Below are 346 nucleotides of genomic sequence, written 5' to 3'. Positions count from 1 at the left end.
GACGAGCTTATTATTGTCCCGTAACTGCGCTAAACGAATTTCTAATTCGGACTTAATTCCATCCACAGCATTCAGAATTGTTTGGCGCGGCGTAACATAATGGGATTTAGGGTAAATCGTAATCCGAGGCACACGACGCGTCACTTCGCCGGTTAAGGGGTCAAAGAAACTTAAGTTCTCGACCTCATCATCAAATAGCTCAATTCGGATTGCCTCTTTTTCAGACTCAGCGGGGAAGACGTCTATCACATCACCACGCACACGATAGGTAGCTCGGTGTAGCTCGATGTCATTTCGCGTATATTGAATCTCGGCCAATCGTTTTAAGATATCGCGTTGACTAGCC

Annotated in this window: 1 pseudogene; it reads right to left on the bottom strand. The window is 46.0% G+C overall.

From position 1 onward, the window contains the following. Positions 1-346, bottom strand: a pseudogene (locus A3761_RS07010) (excinuclease ABC subunit B); the annotation flags it as partial.

It is taken from the genome of Oleiphilus sp. HI0123, from assembly GCF_001635315.1.
This window is presented reverse-complemented; position numbering and strand designations above follow the sequence as displayed.